The sequence below is a fragment of the Dokdonia sp. R78006 genome (assembly GCF_042466145.1).
GTDB lineage: Bacteria > Bacteroidota > Bacteroidia > Flavobacteriales > Flavobacteriaceae > Dokdonia.
This window is the reverse complement of record NZ_JAXHBU010000001.1, coordinates 575,337-599,846: the sequence shown is the minus strand read 5'-3', so window position 1 is coordinate 599,846 and position 24,510 is coordinate 575,337. Positions and strand designations below refer to the sequence as shown.

Here is a 24,510-nt window from a genome sequence, read left to right as displayed (position 1 = left end):
GGATGAAAAATTTTATTACCCTTTTATTACTGTCATTTTCCTTAGTTGCTGTAGCACAGCGACCTGGTGGAGATCGACCAGATGTTGTTATTACTGGTACAGTAATGGAGGCAGAGACTAACATACCTTTAGAGTATGCAACAGTATCATTTGCCACTGCAGATGGTAATGTGGTAACAGGGGGGATCACAGATCCATCTGGAAAATATCGCATAGAATTACCAGCAGGCGTATATGATGTGAAGTTTGAGTTTATCTCGTTTGAAACAAAAGTACTTTCTGCTCAACGTCTTATTAAGGACACTACCTTACCTACACAAACACTAGCCATAGATTCTCAATCTCTGGATGAAGTAATCGTGCGTGCAGAGACTACAGAAGTTCAAGTACGACTGGATAAAAAGATTTATAATATAGGAAAAGATCTTACCACAAGTGGTGCGACAGTAAGTGATGCACTTAGTAATGTACCCTCTGTTACAGTGGATGTGGATGGAGCTATAGCCTTAAGAGGTAATGGAAACGTGCGTATTTTAATTAATGGTAGACCATCTGCAATTGCAGGTTTTGGATCTGTAGATGCGTTGAGTCAGTTACCAGCAGATGCCATTGAACGTGTAGAGGTGATTACATCTCCATCAGCTCGTTATGATGCAGAAGGAACGGCAGGTATACTCAACATTATACTTAAGAAAGAGAAAACATTAGGTCTTAATGGTTCTATACAGACTAATGTAGGCTACCCAGAACGTTACGGAATCACAGGAAATATAAACCTAAGAACAGATAAGTTTAATATTTTTAATACCACTGGGTATAGTAAACGTACTTCTCCAGGAAATGCTTCTGCCGAAAATCAATATTTTGCATCAGAAATAGGAGCAGATGGTGAGCAGACTTTTACAAGTGAGATAGATCGTATTCTTAGAGAGGATAGAGATTTTGATAGAAACCGTGGGGGGTTTAATACTAACTTAGGTATTGAGTATTTTCTAACGGAAAAAACATCTGTAACTGCAAGTGGTTTCTTAAGATTAGGAGATAACGATTCTGGTACAGATAACTTTACCAGTGAGTTTACACCAGATAATGAATTGACAGTATCAAGAACGAGACTTGAGCGCGAGAATGAAGAGGACATGACCTATCAATTCTCACTTAATTCTATTACAAAGTTTGATGAGTCTGGGCACGAGCTTACCGCAGCTTTACAATATGCTAGAGATGAGGAAACAGAAACTTCTCTTATTACAGAGTTTAACTCTTTCCCAACTTTAGAAAACCTACCTACAGAAGATATTACTCAGATTGAAGATCAAACAGAATACCTAGCGCAAATAGATTATGTGCGACCTATAGGTGAGACTGCTCAGTTTGAGATAGGATATAGAGGAAACTTTGAAGAAACAGAAACAGATTACACACTTCTAGAAGAAGATGTTGCAGGAGGTACATTTATAAGAGATGACGGCTTGTCTAACATTTTTACTTACAAAGAAGATGTACACGCAATCTACACACAGTATGGAGATAAGTTTGGTGATTTTTCTTTCTTAGCAGGGCTTCGTTATGAAAATACAAGACAGCAAGGAACGGTAGATGCAGTAATTTCTGATGATAATCCACTAGGTACTAATCTTGATTTTGACAACCAAACAGATGGTTTATTCCCTACATTAAATCTTACTTATGAGTTTAATGAGCGTGAGAATATTACTTTAGGTTTCAACAGACGTATTAACAGACCAAGAGGTCGTTTTATTAACCCTTTTCCATCGCGTTCAAGTGAAGCAAACATCTTCCAAGGAAACCCGGATCTTGTACCATCATTTGCAAGTGCATATGATCTAGGATATTTAAAAAGATGGGATAAGTTGACACTTACATCATCTGTGTACTACCAGTATGAGACAGATTCTTTTGAGCGTATTCAAGAAGATACAGGATTAGTAACTGCAAATGGAGTGCCTATCATTAGAACACTTCCTATTAACTTAAGTACAAACGAGCGTTATGGAGCAGAATTAGGTGTTCTGTACAATCCTAATAAATGGTTGCGATTAAACTTGAGTGCAAATGCATTCTTATTTGAAACAAACGGTTCTTTTAATGGTGTGGATTATGGTGCAAGTAACTTTAGCTTCTTTACAAGAGGAAGTGCAAAAGTAACCTTACCATATAAAATTGACTGGCAAACTAATATTTTCTACAGAGGTCCTAGCAACAATGCACAGACAGATACAGAAGGTTTCTTATTTACAAACCTAGCATTTAGTAAAGACATACTTAATGATAACGCGACACTTGCTTTAAACGTGAGCGACGTATTTAATTCAAGTAAGAGACAATCACTTACTACCACAGATTCTTTTACAAGTGATAGTGAATTCCAGTTTAGAGTTCGCTCGGTTAATCTAGCATTTACGTATAGATTTAATCAAAAGAAGAAACGTGAGCGTGGTACCCGAGGTGGTGGTGAAGGAGAAGATGATTTTGAAGGATAGACTTTTTTAGCTTTCGCGAAAGCGTAATTTTCCAAATAAAAAAAGGTGGACGGTATAACCGTCCACCTTTACTTTTTTAGGTAATAAAACAAATCGTTTGTTTAGAAAGAAACAGAGATTTTTCCTCTTAAAAAGAAAGGAACACCAGGCGTAAAGTGAATCTCCTCTACAGACTGTGTCTCATTAAACAATCTACTTTCTGTAGCAAATTGAGTTTCATTCCATTCAGTGTCAAATAGATTTTCGATCACAATTCCGTACGTCCAGTTTTTTACTTTATAGTTGAGATTCATATCTGTAACAAAATAACCGTCTGCTACGATTGAGTTGTCTTCATTTGCTGCTCTATCATCAATAAAGCGGTAAGAAAGCGATCCGGAAAACGCACCTAAGTTATCTACATTAATTCCTCCTACTGCCGTAAAGTCGGGTGCTAGTGGTATTAAATCTGCTCCATTAGGTTCGTCTGTGCTTCTAGCATACGTATAGTTTACATCTGAGTATGCGTATAACCAATCGTTAAACTGGTATCTAGCACCTAGCTCAATACCTACTCTGCGAGAGCGTCCACTAGGTTCTACAATTCCTGCATCACCTACATATACAAACTCTTGGTCTAGAAATAAGCTCCATAATGCAGCATTGACCACAAGGCGGTCGGCTGGTTTAATAATAGTACCTATGTCAACACCATAAGCCGCTGGTAAAATATCTTCACCTTCATTTGCTACAACTACGCGTGTGTCATTAGAGTGAAAACCTATACCAGTTTTAAGGAAATATTGAAATGTAGTGGACGGTGTGTAAATCACATTAAGCTTAGGGCTAAAGGCTACCTTGTTTTCGCTGCGATTATCATAAACAGGACTTAGCTCATTCACATAGTCAAACTTAAAATAGTCTAAGCGTACAGACGGATTAATGTTCCAATCTCCTTTTTTAAATTCGGCATTAAAGTAACCAAATGCGTTGAGCTCATCTACATCACCTAAGGATAGATTTTCCAGTGTCTCACGACGATTTTTTGTGCGTGACAATTCTACATCATTCACATCATCATATCTAAAACCTACACCCGTTTGATAATCTAGATTAAAACCAGCAACCTCTGTATCCTTACGCTCAAAAGAACTTTGAACACCCATTAATACGCGGTCTTCGTGCTGTCTTATCTGGTCACCATTTACAGGGTCCTCAAGAAAGAAGGTGAAGTTTGAATACAACTCAAAATCATATTTTGATAAAAAGGCATTGGTCTTAAAAGTGTCACTATCATTTAAGTTTTTAGTGTAGTTGAGAGAGATATTACTTCTACTCGTAGTACCACCTTCGGTATCATCTATTGCTCCAAAACGGCCTATTAATCCAGCATCTACAGCTCTTTGTGGTATTTGACCAGAGGCATCCCATTTACTCTGAAAGTGTGATAATGTAATGTCTAGCTCTTCCTCTCCAGGTTTGGCATAAATATACTTACTCATCAAGTTAAGACGATTAAAGTTCTGTGGTGAGTCTACAGGTCCATCAGTAAGGTATATCTCTGATGCGAAGTATAACGAGCTATACTCTTTATTAAGCACTGGGAATAAACCTGAAAGGCGTTGGGTATTAAATTGGCCAACTTCAAGAGTAATTAAATTGTCTTCTACAACATCTTTAAGTTTAAGATCAATATATCCCGCTGTTGCAAAGTTACCTTGCTGAGCATTAAAAGGACCTTTGCCAAATTCTATATTCTGTATAGTTTCTGGTATTACAAAGTGCAAGTCTGAGTATCCCTGTCCATGGGCGTGAGAGACCATGTTAACAGGTAGTCCGTCTACACTAAGCGCGAGGTCTGTACCATGATCAATATCAAAACCACGTAAGAAAATTTGCTCTGCTTTTCCTCCACCTGCATGCTGCCCTATAATCAGTCCAGGTACTTTACGTAATATTTCTTGTGATGACTTCACAGGATTGTTTTGCACATCTATATCTACAATTCTGCTTAGTTGGTTTACTTCAGATACGATGAGAACCTGGTCAAGTGAAAATGACTTAGGCTCAAGCTTAATTTGCAACTGTTTTTCACCTTCTGATAATACATAAAGAAGGATTTCATAGCCTAGGCTAGAAAAATATAGAGAGTCGCCTATTTTTGTTTTAGGAATACTAAAGAAGCCTGTAGCATTCGTGTGTGCGTGCTGTCCGGATTCTTTATTAAAGATATTTGCATTTTCTATTGGGCTAGCATTTTCATCTAGCACCACACCTTTAATAGACTGGCCGTATAATGGGATAATAAGGAGCATCGTGATAACTCCAAGAAAGAATTTCATATAATTATATTTGAGATTTGAATGTATTTGTGCGTGTTTATATGACTAGCCTAGCGATAGACGAGTATAAAAACAGTATTCCATAGTGAGAATACTACAGCCGTGGAGGCTGTATAACCAAATCTCTTTGTGAAGTGTACTTTTTCTCTAGGTACCACCAGTTATGTACTATCTCAATAGGAGTAGTACTTGCTAGAGTAGGGTAATATGTTTGTGACAATTGTTTGTCTGTGTTATATTTTTCGTCGCTTTTAAAATGCTCAGGCTGTTGGTCATTATCGTTAAAAACCAATTTAAGAAAAGTAAGAACACGGTGACTGTGGTGTGTAGCAACATCATTCTCATGGTGATTGCTAGCTGGAGTCTCGTGGTGATGTGGTGGGTTGTGATGATTATCCTGCGCGATGGCATGTTCAATATTGTGTGCAAGCTGGAAAACCACCTTTTGTACAGGTGATAGCAAGCAAAAGACCGCCATGCAAAAGGCGATAGTTTTGGTAATGGATGATATGTAATGGTTAGTTTTCAGTTTGTATGTGTGAATCTACTATAGAACTTACGGTAATATGACCTCGAGGGTTTCGTTTTAAGAATAGTTTAAGAAAATTAGGGTTACGCTTTCGCGAAAGCATAATATTATCTTTAACAAAACGCTAACATATGTTGGTGTAACAGAAACTCTCAAAAACAGTCTATTCAATACATTTTACAGCATAAAGGCTTGCTTGCATCTCAGATAGTCTTAACAAGAAATTCACAGTATTTAAGTTGTTAAATGTTAATATTGTTATAAACCATTGACTATGATTGAAATAAAAGGTCTTCACAAATCGTATCAGATGGGGAGCAACTCGCTTCACGTTCTTAAGGGTATAGACTTTTCTGTAAAAGAAGGAGAGCTAGTTTCAATCATGGGATCTTCTGGGTCTGGAAAATCGACGCTTTTAAATATACTTGGAATGCTTGATGAGGCAGATGAGGGTGATTATACCCTAGATAATGTCCCTATCAAAAACCTCAATGAAAAAATAGCAGCCCAATACCGCAATAAATTCTTAGGATTTATCTTCCAGTCTTTTAATCTTATCAATTATAAGAATGCTTTAGATAATGTCTCTATGCCGTTATACTACCAAGGTATGAAGCGCGCAGAGCGCACAGACAGAGCCATGCATTATCTAGAAAAAGTAGGTCTTGCACAGTGGGCAACACACTTACCTAGCGAAATGTCTGGAGGGCAGAAACAACGTGTCGCAATAGCGCGTGCACTTGCGAGTGACCCAAAAGTATTACTAGCAGATGAGCCTACGGGAGCACTGGATACAAAGACATCTTATGAGGTGATGGATCTCATACAGGGAATTAATGATGAAGGAAAAACAATCTTAATTGTTACCCACGAGCCAGATATCGCAGAGATGACTAAACGCATTGTAAACTTAAAAGATGGTCGTATTATAGATGACACACTCGTAAATCAAGTAAAGGCAATTAATCATGTTTGATGTAGAACGCTGGCAAGAGATTTTTGAGACCATAGGAAAAAACAAACTTCGTACGTTTCTTACTGGTCTATCAGTGGCTTCAGGGATTTTTATCCTAGTAATCTTACTTGGTTTTAGTACAGGTATTCAAAAAGGTGTAAAAACCCAATTTGCTCAAGATGCCGAAAGCCGTGTAAATGTATGGACGGGCGTTACTACAAAGGAATATGCAGGTCTTAATCCTGGTAGGCGTATCCAGATGCATAACAGTGATTATGAAAATGTCAACACAAAGTTTGGTGAGGCCTTAGAGCACAAAACAGGATTATATAATATCTGGGGTGGTCAAGTAAACTATGGCAACGAGTCTGGTAATTATCGTATAGAAGGAGCAAACTATGGACAGCAATTTATAGAAAACGCAACACTCTCTGCAGGCAGATTTCTCACTCAAAAAGACGAAGACGAGGGCGTAAAAATTGCAATCATAGGTCAAAAAGTAAAAAATGATCTTTTTAAAGCTGAAGATGCTATCGGTGAAACTATTAAAATAAGTGGCATTAACTTTCTTGTAGCTGGAGTCTTTACAGATCCAGGAGGTGAACGCGAGGAATCTCGAATTTTCATTCCGCTTAGTACAGCGCAAAGAGTTTTTAATGCAGGAGACAACCTGCGATCTATGGCATTTACCGTAAAAATGTCCGACAATTTTGACGAGGCCGTAGCACTATCTGCAGCAGTGAGTCAGGGTATTGAAGATGAGATTAAGTCACGCTATCAGATATCACCAGATGATAGAAGCGCGGTGCGTGTAAATTATAATCTTGAGGAAGCACAAAAAATATATAGCCTTATAGACACCATACGCATGGTATTTTGGTTTGTAGGCATAGGAACTATTATCGCCGGGGTAGTAGGAGTAAGCAACATCATGCTCATCATCGTAAAAGAGCGCACCAAAGAAATTGGAGTGAGAAAGGCGCTAGGCGCATTACCTAGTTCTATCATTGGGATGATACTACAAGAATCTATTTTTATTACCGCAATCGCTGGATTTTTAGGTTTGTTTCTAGGCGTAGGTTTATTGGAACTCATAGGACCACAAATAGATAGTGACTTTATTAAGTTTCCTCAAGTAGATTTTACAACAGCAATTTCAACAGTGATTATATTAATAGTTGCAGGTGCGCTAGCGGGTTATATTCCAGCTAGAAGGGCCGCAAATATTAGACCCATAGAAGCACTAAGAGACGAATAAAATTAACTATCACGCTTTCGCGAAAGCGTACTCATAAGATACTTCCATTATACAAGGAGGAACAAACGTTTAATTAAAAGCACCTTACAAGGTATAACAAGATGTTTAGCAAAGACCGCTGGAATGAAATATTAGAAGCCCTCAATGCAAATAAGTTTCGCACGTTACTTACAGCATTTGGTGTATTCTGGGGAATCTTAATATTGGTATTGCTTCTTGCATTAACCAACGGACTTAAGAACGGAGTTTCGGCAGATTTTGGTGACTTTGCCACAAACTCTATGTTTATGTGGTCGCAAGGGACATCTATATCGTATAAGGGACTACCTAAGGGTAGAAGATTTAGTTTTAAACTAGAAGATGTTGAGATCCTTAGAGAAAAGTATCCAGAACTTAAATATATCTCACCACGTAATCAGCTGGGTGGTTTTAATGGTGCGAATAATGTGACGCGCGATGAAAAAACAGGAGCTTTTAGTATCTACGGAGATTATCCAGAATTTATAAAACAGCAGCCTCAAGATATTACTTCTGGGCGTTACATCTCATATTCTGATATTAATGAAAAACGTAAAATTTGTGTTATAGGAGAAGATGTAGTGAAGGGTTTGTATGATAATGGAGAAGATGTTCTCAACACCTACATCAAAATAAATGGTGTAAACTTTCTAGTGGTAGGTACCTTTAAAAACCCAAAAAGTAGCGGAGACGCAGAGGAGGATGCAAATACCATTTTTGTGCCTTTTACCACATTTTCACAAGCTTTTAATAGAGGTGATAACGTAGGGTGGATGGCAATAACTGCCAGTGAAGATGTCAACATTACAGACATTAAGGAGCAAGTATTTGCTACCATGAGAGAGCAGCGCTCTATTCACCCTGATGATAAACGAGCGATAGGTCATTTTGATCTATCTGAAGCATATGGTCGTGTGATGGGGCTATTCTCTATCCTCACCTTTGTAGGTTATTTTGTAGGGTCATTAGTACTTCTTTCTGGAGTTATAGGAATAAGTAATATTATGCTTATTGTGGTAAAAGAACGAACTAAAGAAATAGGTGTGCGCAGAGCACTTGGAGCGACTCCATGGGAGATTAAATCTCAGATTTTACAAGAATCTTTAGTACTTACTATCATTTCGGGAATGGCAGGTATAGCAGTTGCCGCTGGATTTATATGGGTGATGAATACCATCTTAGATCAAGTAGGAAAAGTAGATAATTTTGCAAACCCATCAGTAAATATAAATGTCATTTTTGTTGCACTCGCTATCCTGATAGTTTCAGGATTACTAGCTGGATTTATTCCGGCATCAAGGGCAATACAAATGAAGCCTATAGACGCATTAAGAATAGAATAAAACACAATCAACCACTCATACCATGAAACGCACAGGAACCATTATTACACTTATTGTAATCGTCATATTATTTGCAGCAGGCATTTGGTATATCTACACAAAGGATAAGCAAGACCCTATTGTTTATACTACAGAACAAGCCACTAGTCGTACCATTGTTAAGAAAACGGTAGCTACTGGAAGCATTGTTCCTAAGGAAGAAGTACTTATCAAGCCTAACGTGTCTGGAATCATTAAAGAGATTTATGTAGAGGCTGGAGATAATATCAAAGCTGGAGATCTTATTGCTCAAATTGAGGTGGTGCCTAATGCGTCATCACTTACTAATGCAAAGAATAATATTGCAGGAGCACGCACGGGAGTTGAAACAGCAAAGCTTGCTCTGGCAAACCAAAAGAGTATTTACGACCGCCAGAAGGCGCTCTTTGATAAAGGAGTAATCTCTGCAAATGATTTTGACGGCATTCAGAATTCATATAATCAAGCAGAACAGCGTGTAAAGCAGGAGCAAGTGAATCTTACAAGTGCTTCTCAAAATTATGATATTATAAAAACGGGAACTACCAGAGGACTGGGTAATGCTGCCACTACACAGATTAGATCTACCATTACTGGGATGATTCTTGACGTTCCAGTAAAAACGGGAAACCAAGTAATTGAAGCCAATAATTTCAATGATGGAACTACCGTTGCAACGCTTGCAGATGTAGATAAAATGATTTTTGAAGGAAAAGTGGACGAGAGTGAGGTGGGTAAAATAAAAGAGGATTTACCATTAGAAATCACCGTGGGAGCGATAGAAAATATGACTTTTAACGCGACTCTTGATTATATAGCACCTAAGGGCGTAGCCGAAAATGGAGCTATCCAGTTTGAAATAAAAGGTACATTAGATCGTACAAACTCAGATACTTTTATTAGAGCAGGACTGAGTGCAAATGCGAGTATTATCCTCGAGAAGGCAACAGATGTTCTTTCGATAAAAGAGGCACTTGTACAATATGATCCTAAAACTAAAAAGCCATTTGTTGAGGTCGCTACTGGCGATCAAGAATTTGAACGTCGTGATATTGAGGTAGGCGTGAGTGATGGTATTTTTGTAGAAGTAAAGAGCGGAATCACCGCAGAAGATAATATCAAGGTGTGGAACCAACTTAAAGTTCCTACTGGATTTGGAGGAGGAAGAGGCTAGATAATAACCTATTTTATAGCCATGCAGAGGTGTTTTAGGTACGCTTTCGCGAAAGCGTAACAACCTCTCAAAAAAAATAATTAACAGTTTTTGTAACATATAACCGTTTCAATAGTCATATTGGACATCAATCAAGATTATGAAAAAAGCCATCTTATTTTGTATGACAGCGTTACTCGCTCTCACGACTTACAGTCAAGAGAAAAAGTGGACCCTGCAAGAATGCGTGCAATATGCGATAGATAATAACATCAATATCCAGCAAACGGAGTTAGATCTAGAGACTGCAGCCATAGACCGCTCTGATGCAATAGGAGCATTTTTACCTACCTTAAACGGTACCGCATCAAACTCTTGGCAAACGGGTCTTACGCAAAACGTACTTACTGGAGTTTTAGAAACGCAACAAACACGTAACTCATCTTTTGGGGTAAGTTCTGGAGTGCGATTAATCAATGGTTTTAGAAACCATAAAGTACTAGACAGAGCAGAACTTTCTAAAATCGCAGCCGATTATAATATTGCTAAGCTTAAGGATGATGTCGCGCTTAATGTTGCGGTGTCTTATCTCCAAGTGTTACTTGCGAGAGAAAGTGCAAAAGTAATTGTCACTCAAAACGCAGTGACTAAAGAGCAAATATTACGTACACAAGAACTTGTAGATGGAGGCGTATTGCCTAGAGGTGATCTATTAGAGATACGCGCAACTGACGCAAGCGAGAGGCAACGTATAGTAGCTGCCGAAAACGGTGTTACCATAGGTCTTGTAAACCTAGCTCAACTATTAAATATAAAGGATATCGCAAACTTTGATATTGCCGAAGGGGAATATGAAGTACAAGGAGAAGGAATCTTAGATACTCAGGCAGATGTATTAATAGAGACGGCAAAGGAAACGCGCTATGATCTTAAAATTGCTGAACAAAATGAAGCAATAGCCAAAAAAGATTTAGAAATAAGCAAGACAGGTTTTTACCCTACACTAGATGCATTTTTTAATTATAACACTAGAGAGTCTAATAGATCAAGTGGTTTTAATACTTCTATAGATCCTGATACTCCTTTTATAGATTCTGGAAATCCTATTGGAGTTGTGGGTAACACAGGTGACATTGTAACTAGTTTGTCTCCTAATATTACAGGAGTTGATGAATTAGGTCCATTACCATTTATAGAGCAATTATACCTCAATGATGGTATCTCTTATGGGTTATCTTTGAGGGTTCCTGTGTTTAACGGATTTAGTGTAAAAAATCAAGTAAAACGTAGTGAGGTAAATGTAATGCGCTCAGAGTTTCAAAAGGAACTAGCAGAGCAAAACCTTAGAACTGCGGTGTATCAAGCATACACAGATGCAAAAGCTGCAAGAGAAAGTTATGAGGCGGCCAAAATAGCTGTTGAGTCTCAAGAGCTAGCGTATGCATATGCAAAAGATCGCTATGATGTAGGTCTTACAAATGCCTTTGACTTTAGTCAGAGTAAATTACGTTACGACAACGCACAGATTGAGATTGCGCGTTCTAAATATGATTATATTTTCCGTATTAAGGTATTAGAGCTCTATTTTGGAGTTCCCGTTACCGAACTAAAATTCTAACCAAAATGAGTAAAAAAACACTTTTCATTTTACTAGGTATTGTTGCTGTTGTAGTAATAGCGTTAATCGCAGGTAAAAAATCTGGAGCTTTCGGTAAGTCTGGTAATTTCAAGGCTGTAGAGGTGCAGAAGCTAGAGCGAGCAACTATCATTGAGACGGTGGCCGCTACCGGTAAAATACAGCCAGAGATAGAAGTAAAGCTATCATCAGAAGTTTCTGGAGAAATCATAGATCTTCCTATTAAAGAAGGACAAGATGTAAAAAAAGGAGACCTACTTGTAAAAATCAATCCAGACTTAGTGCAAGCAGCAGTAAGCCAGAGTCGTGCAGCGTTACAAAATAGCCGTGCCGGATTATCACAAGCAGAAGCAAGTCTCAACCAAGCCAAGCTTACCTTTAATCGTAATAAGCCTCTTTTTGATAAAGGCGTAATTTCAAAAGCAGATTTTGAAAGAGCACAGTCTGATCTGGATATCGCACAAGCAAATCGTCAGAGTGCTTTTTATAATGTACAGAGTGTAGCTGCTCAAGTAAAGCAGGCTACAGATAACCTAGGACGAACTTCTATTTTTGCACCACGCGATGGTACAATCTCTATGCTTAATGTAGAACTGGGAGAACGTGTAGTAGGGACTGCGCAAATGGCAGGAACAGAAATCGTACGTGTAGCAAACCTTAATAATATGGAGGTTGAGGTAGATGTAAATGAAAATGATATTGTAAAAATTGCAATAGGAGATTCAACGATCGTAGAGGTAGATGCATACCTAAAAACAAAATTTTCGGGTATTGTTACAGAAATTGCAAACTCTGCTCAAGCAACACTTACTGCAGATCAGGTTACAAATTTTAAAGTAAAGGTGCGTATTCTAGAAGAATCATATAAGCACTTGCTAGAAGGTAAAAAGGATACATATTCGCCTTTTAGACCAGGTATGACAGCAACGGTAGATATCATTACAAAAAAGCGTAACGATATTCTTGCAGCGCCTATAAGTGCTATCGTTGTAAAAACAGATACGAGTGCTACGAGAAGCACTACGCCTAAGTCTACAACAAGTGCAGGAGCGGCAGAGGAGAAATTTGAATGTGTATTTGTGAAGAGTGGTGGTGAAGCAAAGTTGAAAGTCGTAACGACAGGAATACAAGATGACTCTAAAATTGAAATCTTAACAGGTCTAGAAGAAGGAGATGAGATTATCATAGGCCCTTACAGTCTTGTAACTAAAACGCTCAAAACTGGAGATAAAGTTGAGGTAAAAGGAGAAGAAAAAAACGAATCTGAAGAATAAACAATGACACATATTTTATGTCTTGAGACAGCCACCACAAATTGTTCGGTGGCTTTGTCTATTAATGGAAATGTAGTTGCAATGCAGGAGGATAATGCTCAAAAGTATTCTCACGCAGAGCGATTGCATGTATTTATCAAAGAGGTGCTTGATGCTGCAGGTATTACTAAAGATAAACTTAGTGCAATTGCCGTAAGTAAAGGCCCAGGAAGCTATACGGGACTTCGTATAGGTGTTTCGGCAACAAAGGGACTCTGTGCAGCGCTAGATGTGCCGCTAATCTCTGTTGATACTTTAGGTGCGCTTTCGCGAAAGCTTACTGTAAACGATGGCGAACTCATTATACCAATGCTTGATGCACGACGTATGGAAGTGTACAGTGCCGTTTTTGATAATAGTGGAAATCGTCACAGAGAAACCCAAGCGCAAATACTAGATGAAACATCCTTTACCGAATATTTAGATAAAGGAATCGTTCACTTTGTGGGTAATGGTGTAGAAAAATTCCAAGAGATATGTGAGCATCCTAATGCAAGATTTGTAATAGGAGAGTTGCCTTCATCAACTCAAATGGCATCGATGGCGCAAACAAAATTTGAAGCTAATGATCTTGAAGATGTAGCTTATTTTGAACCGTACTACCTCAAAGATTTTATTGCAGGTAAGCCTAAAGCAAAATAGAAATAATACTAAAGCAAAAAAATCCCGTGATACAATATTGTATCACGGGATTTTTACTTTTAAGAAAGAGCTTCTTAAGCTTCTTTGTGTATTTCGACAGCATGTGGATAAGGAATTTCAATCCCAGCTTTGTCAAGTTCAATTTTACAATTCTCGATAGTTTGGAAGTATACATCCCAGTAATTTTCTGGTGTAGCCCAAGGACGCACTTCATAATTTACAGAGCTATCTGCAAGCTCACCCATATTTACAGATGGAGCAGGTACTTGTAGTACATTTTCTTGAGAATGCATAGCGCGCATAAGAGCTTCTTTAGTCGCCTTAATATCTGCATCGTAAGATACACCTATTGTAAGGTCTACACGTAGTTCTCCTAGTTCTGTGTAGTTCTTGATATTACCATTAGATAAAACACCATTTGGTATAATAACTAGTTTATTTCCTGGTGTAGCTATCTTGGTAGTAAAGATTTGAATTTCAGATACAACTCCTACTTCACCTTGAGCTTCTATAAGATCACCTACTTTAAAAGGTTTGAAAAGCATAAGTAATACACCACCAGCAAAATTAGATAGAGAACCTTGTAACGCAAGACCAACAGCAAGACCAGCGGCTGCAAGAATAGCAGCAAAAGATGCTGTATCTATACCTAATTGTCCTAAAATGGCTATAATAAGTAGAACTAGTAAAATAGTTCTCACGAGATTAGATAAAAACTTCTCAAGTGTCTTATCCATATTCTTATTTTTCTCGAGCACTTTCTTGAAAACCTTCATTAGTTTTCCAATAACCCATTTACCTACGACCCATATGACTAATGCCATAAGGATTTTGAGTCCGTATTCTGATCCTTTTTCGATAGCGAGGTCAATCCATTTTTGATAATCTTCCATTGGTTTTAATTATTAGGTTGTTAATGTTTGTAGCCTAAAAATAGAAAAACTCGCATATATCAATATATGCGAGTTTCTATATAATAATTATCACCATGGATGTATCGTTAATCGATACAAAAGGGAGTCTTGTCTAGTTTTTCTTATTCAGCATTGTGTACGTGCACATCACGCTGAGGGAATGGTATTGTAATTCCAGCAGCTTCTAGACGTTCTTTTCCTTCCTCTAGTACTAACCAGCGTAAATTCCAGAAGTCTTCATTTTTTGCCCAATATCTTAGCGATAGATTTACACTGCTATCTCCTAGCTCTGCAAGAACGATCATAGGTGCTTTTCCTTCTTCTTGGATTACTTGTTCTTGTTCATTGACTAGTGTAAGTAAAATGTTTTTGGCAAGTTTTACATCATCACCATAATCAATTCCAAAGGTGATTGCTTCTTTACGTATACCTTCTTCTGTAAAGTTTACAATAGTTTCATTAGACAACTTTCCATTTGGGATAATAGCTAGTTGGTTTCCAAAAGTATTAAGCTTTGTCTGGAAGATTGAAATTTCTTTTACTGTTCCTTCTTGTCCTTGTGCTTTTATAAAATCACCTACTTTAAAAGGTCTTAGTAATAAAATAAGAACTCCTCCTGCAAAGTTTGCGAGAGATCCTTGTAATGCAAGTCCTATTGCAAGTCCAGCTGCTCCTATGATAGCTACCAGAGAAGTAGTTTGTACACCTACTTGTGTAATCACAAGTACAAAAAGCACGATTTTTAAGGTCCAGTTAATGAGGTCTGCAATAAATTTTTCAAGTGTAGGTTCATAGTCCTTTCTTTTGAAAAACTTAGCTACTAGTTTTTTTATAATACGGATGACCCATAAACCAATAAACAACAAAACCATAGCACTCAAAAAGCCTGGGATGAAGTCCCATATCCATTTTATGGCCTGATCTATATGTTCTTGGTATTCGCTTACTTGATCCAGAGGATTACTCATATTTAAATTTTTTACAAAATTGGATATAAGCAAACATGTTACATAATCTTCTAGGATAAACTTCTGTTAAACTTCCATGAGTTTTAACGCGGCTTTCACAGTCTCAACGGGGAGTTGGCAAGTATTATTCACACATACATAGATAAATGTTCTATCATCATGGTATCGCCCCTTAAAGATGTCTTGATCACTTTTGATAGTGCTAGTTGCAATCAATTTATTAGGAATGTAATAGCTGTTCAACTCTTGTCTTAGGACTTCCGCATTTTTTCCCACGATAACAAGCTCATAAAAAGGCATGGTATAGTTAAGCATCCCATCCATCCAGTTTGAAAAACTAGTAGGGCTTTGCTCAATAGATGGCTGAATGTTATGAAGCATTGCTTTAGCCGTATCACCATAAGTATTATCGCTATAGTAATGAGATAACATAAAAATGTTCTTCGCCATTATGGAGTTTGAGGACGGAATCACGTTATCATAAAACTCTGTGTTTCGACTTGCGAGGCTAGGATCTTGGTTTGATGTGAAGAAGAACAAATCATTTTCTGGATTTTGAAAATGCTCAAAGGTGTAATCGGTAAGTTGTTTAGCCTTATTAAGCCATTGCTTATCTGCTGTGACCTCATAGAGTGCTATAAAGGCATCTACTGTGGCAGCATAATCCTCTAGATATCCGTTTATAGTGCTCTTTCCATTTTTATAGGTACGATTAAGACCGCCATCTGTTCTCATCAGGTTAGTGTGTATGAAGTTGGCATTTTTTAATGCTGCAGTAAGAAATACCTCATCGTTAAAAGCACGGTAGGCATCTACATACCCTTTAATCATTAATCCATTCCAAGACGTTAGGATTTTGTCATCTAGACGAGGTTTTTCTTTATTGCTTTCGCGAAAGCGCAATAAATCCTCATGCCATTTATTTTTCTTGGAAATGATTTCTTGTATTGAAATACCAAACTCTTTAGAAAAATCTTGATCTGTATCTTGTCTAATGAGTACATAGTTGTCTTTCTCCCATTTTCCATAGGAGTTGATGTTGTAGTATTCTTTAAAAAGATCAAAGTCATCACCTATCAAAGTTTGTAGCTCGTTTTTAGTCCACACATAATAAGCACCTTCTTCTAGAATTCCATCTGTAGTTAAGCTATCTGCATCTATAGCGCTATAGAAGGCTCCATCCTCTGTCGTCATCTCGCGGGCTATAAATGCTAAGGTTTGATAGACAGTTTCCTTATATAAAAGGTTTTTAGTCTTTGTGTAGGCTAGCGCGTATAAGCTTATTAGCTGTGCATTGTCATAAAGCATTTTTTCAAAGTGCGGTACATGCCACTTAGTATCTACACTATAACGCGCAAAACCGCCACCTACGTGATCATTAACTCCACCAAAGGCAATTTGTTCTAGGGTAGTATTTACATATTCTAAAATTTCTTGATCTTGGTTTTGATGAGCATACCTAAGTAAAAACTGATAGTTATTAGGCATCATAAATTTAGGCGCACGGTTGAGGCCACCTTGTCTAGTGTCCCACTGCCTCGACCACTGGCTTATAGCATTTTGTAGCGTTTCTAGCTTGAAATCTGGGGTGCTATCGTTTGGGATAATTGCATCCATTTCTTGCATGCCTTGATCAAGCTTTTCTGCATATTCAATGAGTTTTTCTGGTGCTGTTTGATAGAGTTTGGCAATTTGCTCAAGTGCGCTTGTCCATTCCTCTTTTGGGAAATAGGTACCTCCCCATACTGGTCTTCCATCTGGTAATGCAATGGCATTAAGAGGCCAGCCACCTCTGCCTGTCATAAGTTGCACAGCATTCATGTATACATTATCCACATCTGGACGCTCCTCACGATCTACTTTTATATTTATAAAATGCGCGTTCATAAGTTGTGCGACCTCTGTATTTTCAAAGCTCTCGTGCTCCATGACATGACACCAGTGGCATGAAGAGTAACCTATGCTTATCAATAAGAGTTTGTTTTCCTTTTTAGCCTGAGCCAGCGTTTGCTCATTCCATGGTTTCCAGTCTACAGGGTTATGGGCATGTTGTAAGAGATAAGGGCTAGTCTCCTGTATAAGATCATTAGTATAAGGATGTTCCATAATGGGAATTTTAGTGCTTGCCGATTGAAAAAAGGAGTGTAATTATAGATGTAAGTGTGTTTGTAAAATGGGGTAGTCTTGTAAAAATACAAACAAAAAAAGTCCCATCTAGAGATGGGACTTTTATCAATATTTTAAAAAGAGATTTACTTCACTTCAAAAGTAATCTTACAGTTCATGCGGTATTCTTTTATTTTTCCATCATCACCTACTACACAGTTTTGCTCGTTTACATAAAGAGATTTGATGTTCTTTATTGACTTGCTAGCATGTTTAAGTGCGTTTTCTGCTGCATTTTCCCAGCTTTTCTCAGAACTTGCTAATACTTCTATAACTTTTAATACTGCCATTTTATTGGTTTTAATGTGTTAATAATTAGTTGTTTCCTGAAAGTTACGCAATTCATTAGATAAGAATGCAAATGTTTTTATAAATGTTATAATTACTGTCTGTCTGAATAATAACGATAGTTATGTGTAGATGAGCGTAGGTGTTAAAGCTATTTTAAGAGATTTTGTTTTTGATGTAATTACCATCCTCCGGAAGCACCACCACCTCCAAAGCCACCGCCACCAAATCCTCCTCCAAAGCCACCGCCTCCACCGAAGCTTCCACCACCGCCAAAAGATCCACCACCACCAAAGCCACCACGTCCCATATTGCTGAGTATGATAACGTCTAGTAGCGAGCCTCCTACACTGCGCTTGCCGCCATTGCGACCGCCACCGCGATGATTGTTGCGACTTATGATGATTAGTATTACAATGAAAAAGATAAACATGAGAATCCCTTGAATGGGAAATCCATCGTTACCTTGTCTCGTTCCTTTAAAGTTTCCTTGTAAGCCGTCAAAGATTGCATCTGCGCTTTGATCAAGTCCAGCATAAAAATTCCCTTGTTTAAACTGAGGAATCATTATTCTATTTATGATTTGCTCTGCATCACGGTCAGAAATGATGCTTTCTATTCCATACCCCGTATTGATATCTACCTTGCGATCATCTTTTGCGAGAATAATCAGGATGCCATTATCTTCATCTGCCTGTCCTATTCCCCATTGCTGTCCCCACTTTGCACCTACCATATCAAGTCCTTCTCCATTGGAAGTAGAGATAATAGCAATCACAATTTGTGTTGAGGTACTGTCACTATATTTAATAAGTTTGTTTTCTAAAGCACTCTTTTGTCCTGCAGATAATAAGCCTATGTAATCATAAACCGCGTCCGGATTTGCCTTTGTCGGTTTTTCAGGAATATTAAATTGACCAAATGCAGGAATACTCAGTACCAATAAAAGTAGAGAGAAGAGTACGCTTTCGCGAAAGCGTGAACCTAAAAAATTATTTTTTTCTTGCATTAAGAGGTGCTTATTTCGTCAGGGAGTTCATTTTTATCACCATGCTTCCATGGGAAAAATGCAGCTAGTTTCTCTCCAGCAGACTGTACTCCTTCAATGAGACCATCGCGGAAGTTTCCTTTAGTAAACTGAGCAATCATAGCATCCTTAGTAGACTCCCAGAAATCTGGAGGGACTACCTTGTTGATGCCAGCATCACCGCAAATTGCGAGTTTATGATCATCTACAGCAACATAAATAAGGACTCCATTTTCTTCCTTAGTATTATCCATTTTAAGTAAATGAAATAATTCTTGAGCACGTATGAGCGCATCCTCTTTGTTAGAGTGATGTTCTAAGTGCACACGAATTTCCCCCGAAGTACGAGTCTCAGACTGTCTAATAGCCTCAACAATGGCTTGTTCGTCACTTTTACTTAAAAAGTCTTCTACCGTAGATGCCATTTATTTTGTGCCAAAATCAAATTCTACTTCTGGAGCATTTTCTGATCCTGCATCTGCCTCAAAGTATGCACGGTTATCAAAACCTAAAATTCCTGCAGCTAGGTTAGTAGGAAACATACGTATCTCAGAGTTTAAGATTTTTGCCTTTTCATTAAAGCGATTACGCTCCACATTGATACGGTTTTCTGTACGCTCCAGCTCATTGATTAGCTCCTTGAAGTTTTCATTTGCCTTAAGATCTGGGTAGCGTTCAAAAACAGCTAAAAGTCGAGAAAGCGCAGAGGTAAGACCTGACTGAGCTTCTTGAAACTGTCTAAGCTGTGCTGGTGTAATGTTTGAAGGGTCAATATTTATTGAGGTAGCTTTGCTACGTGCTTCTATAACTCCTATAAGAGTAGATTGCTCAAACTCTGCATAGCCTTTGGCTGTATTTACAATATTTGGGATTAAGTCTGCACGACGTTGGTAAGAGCTTTCTACGTTACCCCATTGTGCACTTACCTCTTCATCTAGAGGAACGAGATTGTTATTTGTGCGAGCGAGCCATAAGCCTCCTATAACTAGTACAGCAACGATGGCAATAAGAGCGATAAGTCCTTTTTTCATAATATAATTAGGTTTGATAGTTAGTTGTTGTTTGTTGTGATTTGTTACAAGTAACGTGCAATAGTAGCAAGTTAAGAAAAAGAATTACTATAAGAAGACAATAAGGTTTTGTTAAACTCGCCGTCTAAGAGTTGTATAAGCTTGATTTTTGCAAATAAAAAAGCAACACTCATTTGTAGTGTATTATTGTTATGGATTTAAAACTTTTATATTTACTAGCAGCTATGGGAGTTATAGGTGTTATTGCAGGTGTATATCACCTCGTGTCTGGGCAGTATCTTGTAATGAGCCTCTTGTCAATAACCACTAGTTTATTTTTTATAGGCCTAGCTTATCGCGATTATTATAAAGGAAAGCGTTTTTAGAGATTAGACTTAATCTCTAGTAGTTGTGCTTTTACAGCTTCTAGCTTTCTTATAATATCAAAATTTGATAAAATTTCTTTTTTACCTTCTTTGAGGTGTGTTTTTGCACCTTCAAGTGTAAAACCGCGCTCTTTAACCAGATGGTAAATGAGCTCTAGATTTTTAATGTCTTCTGGTGTAAATCTCCTTGTGCCTTTAGCGTTTTTTTTAGGAGCGATTACATCAAACTCTTTCTCCCAGAAACGTATCAAAGATGCATTTACATCAAATGCCTTTGAGACTTCACCTATAGTATAATACAGTTTTTCTGGAAGGTCTATATACATTAATCGAGTGATTGATTTTCTATAGATGATGCAGCTAGCATAAGATCATATTCCTCTGGAGTAAGATCATTATGGTAAAAGTTTACAGGATTAACTACCGTACCGTTTTTCCATACTTCGTAGTGTAGGTGAGGACCAGAAGATAGACCTGTATTGCCCACATATCCTATAATCTCACCACGCTTTACATTCTGTCCTACGGTAGCTTTGTACTTACTCATGTGCGCATAATACGTTTTATAGCCAAAACCATGTTCTATAATTACCATTTTACCATAACCACTTCCTAGTCCTACTTTAGTGACTTTTCCATCACCCGTGGCATAAATTGGCGTACCTGGAGGAGCTGTAAAGTCCATCCCGTTGTGCATTTTACGGTATTTTAAAATAGGGTGCACTCGCATTCCGTATCCAGAGGCTACTCGTGAGAGGTCTTTATTTTGAACCGGTTGTATAGCTGGTATTGTTTTGAGTAACGCTTCTTTCTCTTCGGCGAGTTTTGCAATTTCGTCTAGAGATTTTGACTGGATTACAAGTCGTTTTGTGATCTGATCAATACGTTTTGCACTTCCTGTAATCATAGAAGAGTTATCAAAACCTTCTAAGTCTTTATAACGATTGACACCTCCAAAACCTGCTTGTCTTATTTCATCAGGAATAGGACTAGCCTCAAATAATACACGGTATACATTATTATCACGCTCTTCTACATTTGCAAGTACGCGTTCTATCTGGTCAAGTTTCTTTTCTTGAATCTCAAACTGTAATGACATATTTGCCAGCTCACGTTCTAGTTTTCGTTCCTTAGGAGTATCGACACCAGAGTTAAACACAGCAATCGTTATAAGAAGTCCCATAAGAGCGGTCGCTGCAATGAATATCAATGCTGCGCCAAAGGTGCGTCCCTTTTTTCTCTCTACTTTTCGGTAGGATAGTGTCTCACTATCGTAGTAATATTTTACCTTAGACATAAGTTAAAATGCTTATTTTTGGGGTTTGTTTATGGGGTTTAGTACGCTTTCGCGAAAGCGTGATTTAAAACCTCAACAACGTTCAAATATAAAATAAATTATCCACACCATCCATCGTATGAAATCTCAAGAGGTACGTAAACAGTTTCTAGACTTTTTTGAATCCAAAAAACATACCATAGTGCCCTCTGCACCAATGGTTTTAAAGGATGATCCCACATTAATGTTTACAAATGCGGGAATGGTACCTTTTAAAGAATATTTTCTAGGAAACGCCACGCCAAAAAATGCAAGACTGTCAGATACTCAAAAATGTTTGCGTGTTTCTGGTAAACATAATGACCTTGAGGAAGTAGGTAAGGATACTTATCATCACACGATGTTTGAGATGCTAGGTAACTGGTCTTTTGGAGATTATTTTAAAGAAGAAGCAATATCATGGGCTTGGGAATTCTTAACGGAAGTGGTTAAGATTGATAAGGACAGTCTTTACGTGAGTGTTTTTGAAGGAGATAAAGAAGATGGATTAGATAGAGATCAAGAAGCTTTTGATATTTGGAAGCAACGCATTGATGAGGATAGAATCATCGATGGAAATAAAAAAGATAACTTCTGGGAAATGGGAGCGCAAGGACCTTGTGGACCATGTTCAGAAATACACGTAGACATAAGATCTGCCGAAGAAAAAGCAAAAGTAGACGGGAAGACCCTCATAAATATGGACCATCCACATGTCGTGGAAATCTGGAACCTTGTATTCATGCAGTACAATCGTCTTGCAGATGGATCGCTTGTGAAGCTACCTAACCAGCATGTAGATACTGGAATGGGATTTGAGCGTTTATGTATGGTACTTCAAGGAGTACAGTCTAACTATGATACAGACGTTTTTACACCATTAATGAGCGAGATAGAAACCATCACAAACTCAAAGTGCGGTAATGATGAAGAAATAGATATTGCAGTACGAGTAATCGCAGATCATGTTAGAGCTGTGTCATTCTCAATTGCAGATGGGCAGTTGCCTTCTAATACTGGAGCTGGCTATGTAATCCGTAGAATCTTACGACGTGCAATTCGTTACGGGTTTACATTCCTTGATACTAAGGAACCATTTATTTACAAGCTTGTAGCAACACTTGTAAAACAAATGGGTGATGCATTTCCAGAACTTAAATCACAGAAAAATTTAATTACAAATGTGATACGTGAAGAGGAAGCTTCCTTTTTACGTACGCTAGATAAAGGATTACTGCTGCTTGACAATGTGATTGCAGCTACAAAGGGTGATACCGTTTCTGGAGATAAAGCTTTTGAGCTTTATGATACCTACGGATTCCCAATTGATCTTACAGCACTTATACTTAGTGAGAAAAACTTAAAGCTTGATGAGAAAGGTTTTGAAGCAGCTCTTAAAGAGCAAAAAGACCGCTCTCGTGCAGCAACCAAGGTAGAGACAGACGACTGGAATATCTTACATGAAGATGCCGAAGAAGAGTTTGTAGGATACGATACGCTAGAAACACCGGTAAAAATAACTCGCTACCGTAAGACAGAGAGTAAAAAAGACGGTGAGTTATATCAACTGGTATTTAATCTTACTCCGTTCTATCCAGAAGGAGGAGGGCAAGTAGGAGATAAAGGATATCTAGAAACTCCTAATGGAGAGGTTGTTTATATAATTGATACTAAGAAAGAGAATAACTTAATTATACACCTTGCCAAAAATCTTCCGCGATCTACAGATGGAACGTTTAAGGCAGTGGTAGATGCAAAACAACGTAGCCGCACGGCTGCAAACCATACTGCGACACACTTATTACACCAAGGTTTACGTAAGGTATTAGGTACGCACGTAGAGCAAAAGGGTAGTATGGTACATAGCGGGAATTTACGTTTTGACTTTGCGCACTTTTCTAAGGTGACTAAAGAGGAACTTAAGGAGGTAGAAGATTTTGTAAATGCACGCATACGCGAAAATCTATCACTAGAAGAGCAGCGAGGTATTCCTTATGATCAGGCTGTACAAGAAGGTGCGATTGCATTATTTGGAGAGAAGTATGGAGATGCGGTTAGAACTATCCGTTTTGGTAAGTCTATGGAGCTTTGTGGAGGAACTCACGTACCAAGTACTGGAGAAATCTGGCATTGTAAGATTACCTCAGAAGGTGCTGTTGCATCTGGAATACGTCGTATAGAAGCAATCACAAGTGATGCTGCAAAAGATTATTTCACATCAGAAACGGAGGCTTACAATAATGTAAAAGCTACGCTTAAAAATGCACAAGATCCAGTAAAAGCAATTACTAACTTACTGGATGAGAATACTGCATTAAAAAAACAAGTAGAAGCACTCATAAGAGAGAAGGCTCAAAACTTAAGCGGTGACCTTGCTAAGGAGTTTACAGATATAGATGGTGTTGATTTTCTTGCCAAAAAAGTAGACCTAGACGCAGGAGCAATCAAAGATCTTGCATTTAAGCTAGGAGAAAATAAAGACAACGTGTTTATCCTTTTTGCTACAGAGCAAGACGGTAAAGCATTACTAAGCTGCTACATTTCAAAGGAGCTTGTAGCTTCTAAGAAATTGAATGCAGGCACTGTGGTGCGCGAACTAGGAAAGCACATCCAAGGTGGAGGTGGTGGACAACCTTTCTTTGCAACCGCAGGAGGGAAAAACCCAGCAGGAATAGACGCCGCAATAGCCGAAGTGAAAAATTACTTGGTTTAATACACATACAGCCATCTGCTTATTGACTCAATA

At 38.1% G+C, this 24,510-nt stretch carries 21 protein-coding genes; 10 read left to right on the top strand and 11 right to left on the bottom strand.

Annotated elements, in window-relative coordinates:
* Positions 1–2 precede the first annotated feature (2 nt).
* A complete protein-coding gene (locus SJY37_RS02790; protein WP_379952805.1) occupies positions 3–2,504 on the top strand; it encodes a TonB-dependent receptor domain-containing protein in 2,502 nt (833 codons plus the stop codon).
* Positions 2,505–2,605: 101 nt separating this feature from the next.
* Here the strand turns inward: SJY37_RS02790 and SJY37_RS02785 are convergent, their stop codons facing one another.
* On the bottom strand, positions 2,606–4,825 hold the full coding sequence (locus tag SJY37_RS02785) for a TonB-dependent receptor plug domain-containing protein (RefSeq protein ID WP_298329294.1): 2,220 nt from the start codon (positions 4,823–4,825) through the stop codon (positions 2,606–2,608).
* A 94-nt stretch (positions 4,826–4,919) separates the two neighbouring features.
* Positions 4,920–5,303: a hypothetical protein gene (locus SJY37_RS02780; RefSeq protein WP_298329291.1), complete on the bottom strand. Its 384-nt coding sequence runs from the start codon at positions 5,301–5,303 to the stop codon at positions 4,920–4,922.
* Between the two features lie 325 nt (positions 5,304–5,628).
* Here SJY37_RS02780 and SJY37_RS02775 point away from each other — a divergent pair, with 325 nt between their 5' ends.
* The 7 genes from SJY37_RS02775 (at position 5,629) to tsaB (ending at position 13,690) form a co-directional block, all read left to right on the top strand.
* On the top strand, positions 5,629–6,330 hold the full coding sequence (locus SJY37_RS02775) for an ABC transporter ATP-binding protein (protein ID WP_298329288.1): 702 nt from the start codon (positions 5,629–5,631) through the stop codon (positions 6,328–6,330).
* The gene (locus SJY37_RS02770) at positions 6,323–7,567 is read left to right on the top strand and encodes an ABC transporter permease (RefSeq protein ID WP_298329285.1); all 1,245 of its coding nucleotides are present in this window, start codon (positions 6,323–6,325) and stop codon (positions 7,565–7,567) included. The genes SJY37_RS02775 and SJY37_RS02770 overlap by 8 nt, the downstream gene beginning before the upstream one ends.
* A 101-nt stretch (positions 7,568–7,668) precedes the next feature.
* A complete protein-coding gene (locus SJY37_RS02765; RefSeq protein ID WP_298329282.1) occupies positions 7,669–8,928 on the top strand; it encodes an ABC transporter permease in 1,260 nt (419 codons plus the stop codon).
* A 22-nt stretch (positions 8,929–8,950) separates the two neighbouring features.
* Positions 8,951–10,120 carry an efflux RND transporter periplasmic adaptor subunit gene (locus tag SJY37_RS02760; RefSeq protein ID WP_298329279.1) on the top strand — a complete coding sequence of 390 codons (1,170 nt, stop codon included), beginning with the start codon at positions 8,951–8,953 and terminating at the stop codon, positions 10,118–10,120.
* Between the two features lie 139 nt (positions 10,121–10,259).
* Positions 10,260–11,717, top strand: coding sequence for a TolC family protein (locus SJY37_RS02755; protein ID WP_298329276.1), 1,458 nt, complete (start codon positions 10,260–10,262; stop codon positions 11,715–11,717).
* A 5-nt stretch (positions 11,718–11,722) separates the two neighbouring features.
* Positions 11,723–13,009 carry an efflux RND transporter periplasmic adaptor subunit gene (locus SJY37_RS02750; RefSeq protein WP_298329274.1) on the top strand — a complete coding sequence of 429 codons (1,287 nt, stop codon included), beginning with the start codon at positions 11,723–11,725 and terminating at the stop codon, positions 13,007–13,009.
* 3 nt (positions 13,010–13,012) lie between these two features.
* Positions 13,013–13,690, top strand: a complete 678-nt coding sequence (gene tsaB / locus SJY37_RS02745) for a tRNA (adenosine(37)-N6)-threonylcarbamoyltransferase complex dimerization subunit type 1 TsaB (RefSeq protein WP_298329271.1) — start codon at positions 13,013–13,015, stop codon at positions 13,688–13,690.
* Positions 13,691–13,764: 74 nt separating this feature from the next.
* On the opposite strand, the gene SJY37_RS02740 is transcribed toward tsaB, so the two are convergent.
* From SJY37_RS02740 to SJY37_RS02710, 7 genes are all read right to left on the bottom strand, one after another.
* Positions 13,765–14,583 (bottom strand): mechanosensitive ion channel family protein, encoded by an 819-nt coding sequence (locus SJY37_RS02740; RefSeq protein WP_298329268.1) that lies wholly within the window; start codon positions 14,581–14,583, stop codon positions 13,765–13,767.
* Positions 14,584–14,726: 143 nt separating this feature from the next.
* On the bottom strand, positions 14,727–15,572 hold the full coding sequence (locus SJY37_RS02735) for a mechanosensitive ion channel family protein (protein ID WP_298329265.1): 846 nt from the start codon (positions 15,570–15,572) through the stop codon (positions 14,727–14,729).
* Positions 15,573–15,638: 66 nt separating this feature from the next.
* The gene (locus SJY37_RS02730; RefSeq protein ID WP_298329262.1) at positions 15,639–17,678 is read right to left on the bottom strand and encodes a thioredoxin domain-containing protein; all 2,040 of its coding nucleotides are present in this window, start codon (positions 17,676–17,678) and stop codon (positions 15,639–15,641) included.
* Positions 17,679–17,824: 146 nt separating this feature from the next.
* Positions 17,825–18,028 (bottom strand): dodecin family protein, encoded by a 204-nt coding sequence (locus SJY37_RS02725; RefSeq protein WP_013751093.1) that lies wholly within the window; start codon positions 18,026–18,028, stop codon positions 17,825–17,827.
* 179 nt (positions 18,029–18,207) lie between these two features.
* Entirely contained in the window at positions 18,208–19,035 is an 828-nt protein-coding gene (locus SJY37_RS02720) for a YgcG family protein (protein ID WP_298329257.1), read from the bottom strand.
* Positions 19,035–19,478: a TPM domain-containing protein gene (locus SJY37_RS02715; RefSeq protein WP_298329254.1), complete on the bottom strand. Its 444-nt coding sequence runs from the start codon at positions 19,476–19,478 to the stop codon at positions 19,035–19,037. Before SJY37_RS02715 ends, SJY37_RS02720 begins: the two co-directional genes overlap by 1 nt.
* Positions 19,479–20,084 carry a LemA family protein gene (locus SJY37_RS02710; RefSeq protein ID WP_298329251.1) on the bottom strand — a complete coding sequence of 202 codons (606 nt, stop codon included), beginning with the start codon at positions 20,082–20,084 and terminating at the stop codon, positions 19,479–19,481.
* Between the two features lie 191 nt (positions 20,085–20,275).
* Between SJY37_RS02710 and SJY37_RS02705 the strand changes: the two genes are divergently transcribed.
* Complete coding sequence (locus tag SJY37_RS02705) at positions 20,276–20,449, top strand: hypothetical protein (RefSeq protein WP_298329248.1); 174 nt, start codon at positions 20,276–20,278, stop codon at positions 20,447–20,449.
* Here SJY37_RS02705 and SJY37_RS02700 read toward each other — a convergent pair.
* Positions 20,446–20,775: a MerR family transcriptional regulator gene (locus SJY37_RS02700; RefSeq protein ID WP_108877080.1), complete on the bottom strand. Its 330-nt coding sequence runs from the start codon at positions 20,773–20,775 to the stop codon at positions 20,446–20,448. The genes SJY37_RS02705 and SJY37_RS02700 overlap by 4 nt on opposite strands.
* Positions 20,775–21,746, bottom strand: coding sequence for a M23 family metallopeptidase (locus SJY37_RS02695; protein WP_298329244.1), 972 nt, complete (start codon positions 21,744–21,746; stop codon positions 20,775–20,777). Before SJY37_RS02695 ends, SJY37_RS02700 begins: the two co-directional genes overlap by 1 nt.
* Positions 21,747–21,864: 118 nt before the next feature.
* Here SJY37_RS02695 and alaS point away from each other — a divergent pair, with 118 nt between their 5' ends.
* Positions 21,865–24,477, top strand: coding sequence for an alanine--tRNA ligase (gene alaS / locus SJY37_RS02690; protein ID WP_298329241.1), 2,613 nt, complete (start codon positions 21,865–21,867; stop codon positions 24,475–24,477).
* The last annotated feature ends 33 nt before the right edge of the window (positions 24,478–24,510 follow it).

What these genes read in the sequence shown, in the direction of transcription:
- SJY37_RS02790 (WP_379952805.1), top strand. Translation starts at nt 3, where the DNA reads ATGAAAAATTTTATTACCCTTTTATTACTGTCATTTTCCTTAGTTGCT.
- SJY37_RS02785 (WP_298329294.1), bottom strand. Translation starts at nt 4,825, where the DNA reads ATGAAATTCTTTCTTGGAGTTATCACGATGCTCCTTATTATCCCATTA.
- SJY37_RS02780 (WP_298329291.1), bottom strand. Translation starts at nt 5,303, where the DNA reads ATGGCGGTCTTTTGCTTGCTATCACCTGTACAAAAGGTGGTTTTCCAG.
- SJY37_RS02775 (WP_298329288.1), top strand. Translation starts at nt 5,629, where the DNA reads ATGATTGAAATAAAAGGTCTTCACAAATCGTATCAGATGGGGAGCAAC.
- SJY37_RS02770 (WP_298329285.1), top strand. Translation starts at nt 6,323, where the DNA reads ATGTTTGATGTAGAACGCTGGCAAGAGATTTTTGAGACCATAGGAAAA.
- SJY37_RS02765 (WP_298329282.1), top strand. Translation starts at nt 7,669, where the DNA reads ATGTTTAGCAAAGACCGCTGGAATGAAATATTAGAAGCCCTCAATGCA.
- SJY37_RS02760 (WP_298329279.1), top strand. Translation starts at nt 8,951, where the DNA reads ATGAAACGCACAGGAACCATTATTACACTTATTGTAATCGTCATATTA.
- SJY37_RS02755 (WP_298329276.1), top strand. Translation starts at nt 10,260, where the DNA reads ATGAAAAAAGCCATCTTATTTTGTATGACAGCGTTACTCGCTCTCACG.
- SJY37_RS02750 (WP_298329274.1), top strand. Translation starts at nt 11,723, where the DNA reads ATGAGTAAAAAAACACTTTTCATTTTACTAGGTATTGTTGCTGTTGTA.
- tsaB (WP_298329271.1), top strand. Translation starts at nt 13,013, where the DNA reads ATGACACATATTTTATGTCTTGAGACAGCCACCACAAATTGTTCGGTG.
- SJY37_RS02740 (WP_298329268.1), bottom strand. Translation starts at nt 14,583, where the DNA reads ATGGAAGATTATCAAAAATGGATTGACCTCGCTATCGAAAAAGGATCA.
- SJY37_RS02735 (WP_298329265.1), bottom strand. Translation starts at nt 15,572, where the DNA reads ATGAGTAATCCTCTGGATCAAGTAAGCGAATACCAAGAACATATAGAT.
- SJY37_RS02730 (WP_298329262.1), bottom strand. Translation starts at nt 17,678, where the DNA reads ATGGAACATCCTTATACTAATGATCTTATACAGGAGACTAGCCCTTAT.
- SJY37_RS02725 (WP_013751093.1), bottom strand. Translation starts at nt 18,028, where the DNA reads ATGGCAGTATTAAAAGTTATAGAAGTATTAGCAAGTTCTGAGAAAAGC.
- SJY37_RS02720 (WP_298329257.1), bottom strand. Translation starts at nt 19,035, where the DNA reads ATGCAAGAAAAAAATAATTTTTTAGGTTCACGCTTTCGCGAAAGCGTA.
- SJY37_RS02715 (WP_298329254.1), bottom strand. Translation starts at nt 19,478, where the DNA reads ATGGCATCTACGGTAGAAGACTTTTTAAGTAAAAGTGACGAACAAGCC.
- SJY37_RS02710 (WP_298329251.1), bottom strand. Translation starts at nt 20,084, where the DNA reads ATGAAAAAAGGACTTATCGCTCTTATTGCCATCGTTGCTGTACTAGTT.
- SJY37_RS02705 (WP_298329248.1), top strand. Translation starts at nt 20,276, where the DNA reads ATGGATTTAAAACTTTTATATTTACTAGCAGCTATGGGAGTTATAGGT.
- SJY37_RS02700 (WP_108877080.1), bottom strand. Translation starts at nt 20,775, where the DNA reads ATGTATATAGACCTTCCAGAAAAACTGTATTATACTATAGGTGAAGTC.
- SJY37_RS02695 (WP_298329244.1), bottom strand. Translation starts at nt 21,746, where the DNA reads ATGTCTAAGGTAAAATATTACTACGATAGTGAGACACTATCCTACCGA.
- alaS (WP_298329241.1), top strand. Translation starts at nt 21,865, where the DNA reads ATGAAATCTCAAGAGGTACGTAAACAGTTTCTAGACTTTTTTGAATCC.